Source organism: Bradyrhizobium algeriense, from assembly GCF_003062295.1.
In the GTDB taxonomy this organism is placed as follows: domain Bacteria; phylum Pseudomonadota; class Alphaproteobacteria; order Rhizobiales; family Xanthobacteraceae; genus Bradyrhizobium; species Bradyrhizobium algeriense.
On record NZ_PYCN01000081.1, the window covers coordinates 1 to 7,510 of the forward strand.

4 protein-coding genes and 5 pseudogenes are annotated in these 7,510 nt (G+C 58.0%); 2 read left to right on the plus strand and 7 right to left on the minus strand.

Annotated elements, in window-relative coordinates; translation table 11 throughout:
• Both C7G61_RS46715 and C7G61_RS41555 read right to left on the minus strand, forming a co-directional pair.
• Nucleotides 1-187, minus strand: a pseudogene (locus C7G61_RS46715) (nitrogenase iron-molybdenum cofactor biosynthesis protein NifE); the annotation flags it as partial.
• A 385-nt stretch (nt 188-572) separates the two neighbouring features.
• On the minus strand, nt 573-935 hold the full coding sequence (locus C7G61_RS41555; RefSeq protein WP_244608746.1) for a helix-turn-helix domain-containing protein: 363 nt from the start codon (nt 933-935) through the stop codon (nt 573-575).
• Between the two features lie 569 nt (nt 936-1,504).
• Here C7G61_RS41555 and C7G61_RS47855 point away from each other — a divergent pair.
• Nucleotides 1,505-1,867 (plus strand): annotated as a pseudogene (locus C7G61_RS47855) (transposase); the annotation flags it as partial.
• A gap of 147 nt (nt 1,868-2,014) precedes the next feature.
• Here the strand turns inward: C7G61_RS47855 and C7G61_RS41565 are convergent.
• The 4 genes and pseudogenes from C7G61_RS41565 to C7G61_RS44315 all read right to left on the minus strand — a co-directional run.
• A pseudogene (locus C7G61_RS41565) lies at nt 2,015-2,677 on the minus strand (DDE-type integrase/transposase/recombinase); the annotation flags it as partial.
• Between the two features lie 325 nt (nt 2,678-3,002).
• Nucleotides 3,003-3,866: a nucleotidyl transferase AbiEii/AbiGii toxin family protein gene (locus C7G61_RS41570; protein ID WP_108523295.1), complete on the minus strand. Its 864-nt coding sequence runs from the start codon at nt 3,864-3,866 to the stop codon at nt 3,003-3,005.
• Nucleotides 3,867-3,869: 3 nt separating this feature from the next.
• Nucleotides 3,870-4,313 (minus strand): type IV toxin-antitoxin system AbiEi family antitoxin, encoded by a 444-nt coding sequence (locus C7G61_RS46725; RefSeq protein ID WP_244608748.1) that lies wholly within the window; start codon nt 4,311-4,313, stop codon nt 3,870-3,872.
• Nucleotides 4,314-5,012: 699 nt separating this feature from the next.
• Nucleotides 5,013-5,213: a hypothetical protein gene (locus C7G61_RS44315; RefSeq protein ID WP_145963803.1), complete on the minus strand. Its 201-nt coding sequence runs from the start codon at nt 5,211-5,213 to the stop codon at nt 5,013-5,015.
• A gap of 202 nt (nt 5,214-5,415) precedes the next feature.
• Here C7G61_RS44315 and C7G61_RS41580 point away from each other — a divergent pair.
• Nucleotides 5,416-6,201 (plus strand): annotated as a pseudogene (locus tag C7G61_RS41580) (ISNCY family transposase); the annotation flags it as partial.
• Between the two features lie 38 nt (nt 6,202-6,239).
• Here the strand turns inward: C7G61_RS41580 and C7G61_RS46735 are convergent.
• Nucleotides 6,240-6,625, minus strand: a pseudogene (locus C7G61_RS46735) (Ulp1 family isopeptidase); the annotation flags it as partial.
• Nucleotides 6,626-7,510 lie beyond the last annotated feature (885 nt).

The window sequence follows — 7,510 nt, forward strand, 5'->3', positions numbered from 1 at the left end:
TCCGCGCCATCCCCTTGGTCTGCCGATTCTTGGCCACCTCCTCCCACGGCACTGGTCGACGCAGCTGCTCCCACATCGGGTTGAACAGCGCTTTGTCGATCTCCTCGACCAGCTTCACCATACCGACATAGCCCATGTAGGCGTGGTAGCGCTCCTGGTTGATGTCGAGCCAGGGCATCGCCGCTTTCCGCCATGGGTCATCCACTTCGCGGATTGAGCTTGCTGCATGTTTGATTCTCTTTGCATGGGCGTCTGCCCCATCAGCCCGGGCCACGCTGCATTGTCCTTGATCGAGATCGACCCCGATCAGCTATCCACACCACCGGAGGGAGTTTTCCATCAGGTCCAGCGGCTGCCTGAAGGAATCAGAAAGGACGACGCTTGCGCGCCCCCTCGGGTGGCGCCTGATGCACCCTGGGGATTGCACATTGACCCAAGCAAGGGCAGCGACGAAAATAACGAAGACCGAGATGACGGCTGCGGAAGCCAAGAGCGAATCGGTGCGCATGACGATCTCCATTGAAGCTGATGCGAATATATCGCCGTTTCAAGAGACGCGTCTTTGACCTTGATCAAATGAGGGCAAAAGAACCAGACGCGACGCGCTTCAACTTACGCCCGCAGACAGCGCTTCGGCGCGCGGCATCCAACAGGACGACGCCACGCGTAAAGGTGCGGATCACGCCATCACGTTCGAGCTTCGTGAAGGTACGACTCACCATTTCGGTGGTGAGCCCCAGATAATCCGCGATGTCCAGCTGTTTCATCGGCAGCGGCAGAATTTCTCCACCACATTCAATTCCACTCAGTCGGTCGCGGCAGCCGATCAGGAAGCTCGCCACCTTCTCTTCGGCGGAGTGCCGTCCGAGCAAGACCATATGTTCCTGTGCCCGGGCGAGCTCGCGGCCCGCCAACTCATTGATTCGGCGCAACAACCGCGGCCGGTTCTCGGCGAATGTCGCGAACGATGCTCTGGAGATTTGGCACAGCGCGACACGGCCGATTGCGAGCGGAAAACTCGTGCTGCGGTAAGCCGGAGAGCCCGAGGAAATCGCCCGGCTATTGTCACCGGATTTGAATTGACCGACCAGATTATGGCGGTCCTTTGCTTTTGTGATCTGGGACGCGATTTGTCGGCCTCATCGTAAAGTGATGGTGGAACAAACCTGTCTTTGTAGTGATCTCAACAGCGCCACATACTCCTGATCGCGATTGTTGGTCTTGCCAAAACATCATTGCCCGAACGCTCAGTAAGCAAGGCTGGAAAAAGGCGCACTTTGACATCGATCCGGAAGTCAACCTCTTGCGTTTTATGCCCCGCCAACGCATCTACCGCAGTGCGGTGGCGCCATGCGCTATCGCTGCCCTCTTGGGCGTTTCCTCCCTAGACTTGGGCCGCTTGTTCGTTCAAGCGGCCTTTTTTCTTGGTCGCCGTTGTGGCGGCGCTCGGCCATTCACTCGGCAAGTCGCTCGCGCACACGCCCCATATTTTGTTATCGTCTTTACGGCCACGGCCGTCGCGGCCACTGTCTCAGACCCCGCCATGTTCCGCTCCGGTCGGGAGTTTGCTGCCTGGCTCGGCTCGGCCTGACGCCAAGGCAGAACTCCACGTGTGGGAAGGAAAGGCTCGGCCATATAAGGAAGCAGGGGGACGCCCATCTCCGGCACTTGCTGATTATTGGGGCACGCAACGTCGTCCGGTACCCAAAGGCGCGATCACGGGTCGGAGCGGCCTGGATCGACGCACTACTTGAGTGACGTCGCCCCATAGTCGTTGCAATCGCCGTTGCCAACAAGTTAAGAAGCTCGGATCATCTGGGCGATGATGACGACCGGTGAGTTCTATCGGCCGAAGGCTGCGGGGTGAACTGCCAAGCAGGCTGGCCACTTTAGGTGTGAGGGCAGATGACAGCATGATGGAAACCGGCGGAGCTGGGGATCGAGAAAACCCGAAGAGCTTTAAGCGCAACAAGCGCGAACCCGTTGATGAGGCCTCGATCCGCGATCTCCATCAGGGCCAGCGGCCATGATATCGGTCGCACCAACAGGCCGTATACATGAACGCACCCGACCGATCTCCAAAACGCTGTCGAAATCCCTTGCACCCGCGGGGCCGTCTATACACGAAGCTCTCGATGAAACCGTTCTGCATCGGTTTCCCCGGCGCGATGAAGTGCCAGTCGATGACTGTGTCCTTGCTCCAGGCGAGCATGACATTGCAGGTGAACTCGGTGCCATGGTCGGGTACGATCTTCCGGGCTTGCCGCGTCGCTCGACGATCGCCGTCAGTTCGCGGGCAACGCGCCGTCCTGAGATCGACGTATCTGGAATAGCCCCAGGCACTCTTTGGTGACATCGTCGACGATGTTGAGGATACGGAAGCGTCGGCCATTGGCGAACTGGTCGTGGACGAAATCCAACGACCAGCGTGCATTCGGCGTCGCTTCCAGGCTCGGCGCCCGCGTCCCCACAGCCTTGCGGCGGCCACGCCGCTTGCGGACGGCGAGCCCTTCCTCCCGATAAAGCCGGTAGATCCGGTTGATCCCGACGGCTCTCCCTCCCGCCGCAGCAGGATGAACAGCCGGCGATAGCCGAAACGCCGCCGCTCGTTGGCGAGATCGCGCAACCGGCCGCGCAGAGCCGCGTCTGGAGGGCGGGTGGAGCGGTAGCGGATCAGGGCCAGAACGAATTTCAAACTGGAATAAGCCCGTGGGGCAAGGTTACCTTGTTTCAAAAGTGCCGCGGGATCGAAAGCTGACCGAGATGGGCCGTTCGCACTGTTAATGTTAATGGAATGTCACTAATGCCTTGGGATGTGCGCGACGCTGAAAATCTGCTGTGCGAAGTCTGGGAGCTTTTGCTCGAAAAGTGCAAACAACCCTTCGTAACTTCAAGCGGCTTGTAAACTGTCAGCTCAAAACCTGCTTCGCTCGCGATTTCGCCATCTCATGGCCAAGGGCATTCACCGAAAAACGCTTCGGTTGGGCTTTTGACCATCGACTTTATTCGAACTGATCAATAAGTCCAGACTGTTCGATCATCTTCTCCGTCTTGGACCAGGCCTCGCCCGGCATCAGACGGATGATCTTACTGAAGACCTTGACGAACGCAGCCTTCGCCGCATCGTCGTCGAAATCCTCCGCCTCGTCTGCGGACAGCAGCGGGCGAACATCAGCCATGAAGTTTGGATTGTTGAGTTTCGTGAACATGCGCTTTTCGGCTTCAGCGCGGGATATCGATATCCCGCCAGCCGCGAGGTATTTGCCCAAGACTTCTACGGTCGTGCTCGCATCAAATCCCTCGAAGATATCGAGAGCGTGCGCAATGTCGATCAGGTCCCGCCCCTTATGGCATTGGAGCAGCGCGCGAAGCTTGGTCGAGAGTAATTCTTCGTTTGAAAACGTCGATATGTCGGCGGTGCCTGTAAACCACGTGTTTTCGACTTTAAATGGCAGAGATGGCGGTGTGTCGTAGGCAGTACGCTCCCGCGTGTTGATTTCGATCTTCAAACGGATTGGCGCAGGGTTGCTCTTGTCTTCGGCTTCGACCGAGTATTTGAGCTTGGGCGCAATTTCGCTTTGTACGAATTGCGGTTCGCCAAACCACGGATTCAGAACTTCGCGAACGCGGTCAACACCGGCCCTATCGGGCCTGCCGTGGTACACGAGGTCGATGTCTTCGGAGTAGCGCAACGGCTTTGGAAAATGCAGGTTGTTGAGCGCGGTCCCTCCGAGTTCCGCCTTCAAGAACTCATCCGAAAAGAGCGCGACCAGCGCTCGGCTGATGATCAGGTCTTGCTCGACCTGCCGTTGTTCGACCCATGGCGCTGTCTGCGACCATGCGACAATGTTGAGGGCCGGAATCATTCGTCAATCTCGGGGTAACGATGGACGATGACGTGCCAAACGCGTGCTGCGTACGAGCGGAGGTTCGCTTTCTTGAGCGTGCTCTTTGCGGTTCTGCGGCTCCAGCATTACCCAGGGCAGAGGTTTATAGTTTTCATGGAGATAGCTTTCCAAGGGACCTGCTACCTGCTCGTGACCAAGGCGCTCCAATAAATAACCGAGACGTTGGATGACCGTGCGCCCGAATTGCCGCGCCAGGGATGCAAGCTTGTCTGCTTTCATACGCGTCGCGAGATCGCTCAATACCGTCGCGATCGCGTCGATGCTACCAGCTACGTGCAGATACCGCAGGAGATCCAACGCGGTAAGTTCGGGCGACGAAAGTTTCATCGTGCCAGCGTCGGTTTTGAAATCCTGTAATGCGTTCGAGACCTGCGAAAAATCCTTGCGATAGTAGAATACGAGCATGGAGCGCCCGACCCGCATCTTGGGATCTGCTTGTTGGTGATGATCTGAAATTCCATCACCGCATGATGTGAGGCGCCTTGCAGTTCCGCGGCCTTGAGCGGTCCGACATAGTACGGTCGGTTCTCGTGGCGCATCAGTTGGTCAATGTACCAGGTCGGAGGCGGCGCGCCCCATGAGAGATATTGCGGCGGCACGATTACACAGAAGCCGTTTCGAGGACTTACGAGTTGCTGTTTTTGCTCCAGACGTTTCGCGCTCTTCAAGAAAGCGGCTTTAGACAGTCCAAAACACGCATCGCTTCGTCGCGGGTAAAGGAGATTTTGCCCGCGGCCTGGAGGCGGGTCGTGTACGCAGAATGGGTGACAGGAGCATCTAGCATTGCATTGAATTATGGACGGAAATCATCCATTTTTCAATATGATGCTTTATTCAATGATGCTTTATTCATACAGCTATATATTCGTAAATTGACTGTCCGTTTTTCAACACGATGCGAGATGATCCCCGACGGTCGAGGGCCAGAACTTGCTCAGCGAAGGCTTGGCCTATCCATCTGTTTGCGGCCCCCACGGCTAAACAGCCTTGGTGCGAGCCGAATATCTAAGCGGATTCCACGGACTTGAACCGGTCAACCATGAATGACGAGAGGCGGATATGTCATCGCCTCCTGGCCAGACATCCATTGGCCAAGTGCAACAATCAGGCGGCAGTTAGCACCGGCTTCTCTAACCAATTGCTACTACGTTCGTTCATCAACGCATCCATGCCGTTGCGGTGCAGCCACAGAAGCCCTCGGGCAAGTTGCCGTAGGTCGTTGCGGTCCGCACCAATAGGTAAGCTTCTTGCACGACGGAGAGCGTCGGCAGCCTGTTGCTCCAATGATGATAGCTTGCGTTCCATCTGCTGCCCCCCAAATCGATATTTGGCCCTTGGCGAACGCTTATCTACCCCACTTCAAATATCAGCATTGTGAAATAGCCCACAATTCTATAGCGCGACAATCTGGATGGGAAGCCGCATTGCGTCGCCTGAAATGTTCCTGAATGCTAGGACGTTGCCTCACGTAATTTGCTCCCCAGTGAGATGGGACTGGGGGGCGATAATGAGGCAACTGAGCATGGCGACTCGAAGAGAGCTGACGGCCGCTGTGGGGCAGCGCTACAGAGAGGCGAGCCGCGCGGAGAAGGCGCGAATTCTCAACGAGTTTGTGGTGGTGACGGGCTTCCATCGAAAGCATTCGATGCGCCTGCTCCGAGGCGATATGGAGAAATCCCGGGTTCGGCGCACCCGTCGGCGGATTTACGAGGAAGCTGAACGAAATGCGCTGGTAGTTCTTTGGGAGGCATCGGACCGGATTTGCAGCAAGAGACTGAAAGCGCTGCTGCTGCTCCTGATCGAGTCGATGGAACGGAACGGCCACATGGGCCTGGCGCCTGAAATCCGCGCGAAGCTGCTGGCGGCGAGCGCGTCGACGATCGATCGGGCGCTGGGGAAGATCCGACAGGAGGGTGCACGCCAGCGGCGCCGGCCGGTGGCGAGCGCATTGCGACGGAGCATCCCGGTACGGACGTCCGCCGACTGGAAGGATCCGGCGCTGGGCTTTGTCGAAGCCGATCTGGTCGCCCACAGCGGGCCCTCGGGGCGCGGCAGTTTTATCCAGACGCTGGTGCTCACGGATATTGCGACCGGTTGGACGGAGTGTGCGCCGTTGCTGGTGCGCGAGCAAACGCTCCTGAGCACCGTGTTGACAGAACTTCGCCGACAGCTGCCGTTCTCGTTGCAGGGCATCGATGCCGACAATGATACCGTGTTCATAAACGAAACGCTGAAAGCGTATTGTGAGCAGGCGAACATTGTGTTCACGCGTTGCCGACCCTACCACAAGAACGAGTCCAGCTCGGCGCGCCCTATCAGTCGAAGCCGGCATCAGCCCCTCAGTCGGCTCTGCAGTGCCTGCCGATCGACGACGAGGTTCTCGAGGTTCAGGTCTGCCTGCCGTCTTCCCGCCAATCGCCTAACCAGCGCCCGCGTACCGTCCACCACGAAGACGCCGCAATCATAGCCGTTCCTCTGCTGGCTTATGGGGGCGTCTTGCAGGTTGGCTCCCACCCGTGCTGCGAGCATTGCTGCAGGTCTGTCATTGTGTCCCCGGGCGGGTCGTAGTGGTAGGCAACCGGCCTTTCGCGATCGCGGCGGTCCACCAGCAGCAACGACCAATGGGAGCCGCGGCGAATGATGTGCGTAGCGCTGGCATCGTTCACCAGCAAGAACAGGAAGTCGGCTGTATCGTTACCATTCCTATCGCGCTGTATTGACCCTGCCCGGCGCCGGCCCCCAGCAGTTTGGTTCTCGGGCCGGCCCAGCGAACGGACCCTGATGCCCCTGCAATTCCATCGTGCCGTCGAAGACATGGAGATATGGAGCGCAAGCAGCGACCACTATTCGTTCGTGATCAGCTTCCAGAGCCCAACCGGTCCTGGCTTTCGCGGAAGGTTGGGCTACGTCGCGTCGTGGCGTCCGCTTCACCAGGGCCGTGGCGCGATCAGGGTTCTCGGCTTGCCCCTCCAAAGTTTCGCTGAGGCCGAGGACGCCTGCAACACTATGCTGAATTACCTGAAGGACGACACTGATTCCACTTCCCAGCAAAGTTGAAGCCTCGCTAAAATGCCGCAATCGCTCCGCGTGCCGCCAGGATATCCGCACGATCAACTCGCAGCGCTCAAACCAGCCCTCGGTCGAGGGTACATCTCCGACAAGGAGGACAAAATAGCCCTCTGAACTTTGCCATTGGCCGCCATTACGCTTTCGCAGGCGGCATCGCTGCCAACGCTGCATGGTCGAGGATCAACTGCGTCATCACGCTCGTGAGGGCCCCGGGCGGCGGGTACGGCTTTGATAGCGGGAAGATTGGCGACATGATCGGCGGTGCCATTGGCGGCGTACCCTGCCGGCCACCGCCAGCCCATGCCGGTTCTCCATGGTGGCGTGGAAATTGGCGCCGTTATCATCGTCGCCGCTGCCATCCTTGGGGCGAAAGCTCTTCTGTGAAGCCCAGGCTTCGATCAGCGTAGTTCTGTCACTGACATTTGAATCCCAACTTGTCGCGAACATGATTCACTCGCGGCATGGGAAACGACTTGATTGTACTTGATCGCAAGGCTCGCAGGGAACTGGAGCAATTGCTCACCGATGGAAAC

Coding starts and splice junctions, on each gene's coding strand:
- C7G61_RS41570 (WP_108523295.1), bottom strand. CDS start 3,866: ATGATTCCGGCCCTCAACATTGTCGCATGGTCGCAGACAGCGCCATGG.
- C7G61_RS46725 (WP_244608748.1), bottom strand. CDS start 4,313: ATGCTCGTATTCTACTATCGCAAGGATTTTTCGCAGGTCTCGAACGCA.
- C7G61_RS44315 (WP_145963803.1), bottom strand. CDS start 5,213: ATGGAACGCAAGCTATCATCATTGGAGCAACAGGCTGCCGACGCTCTC.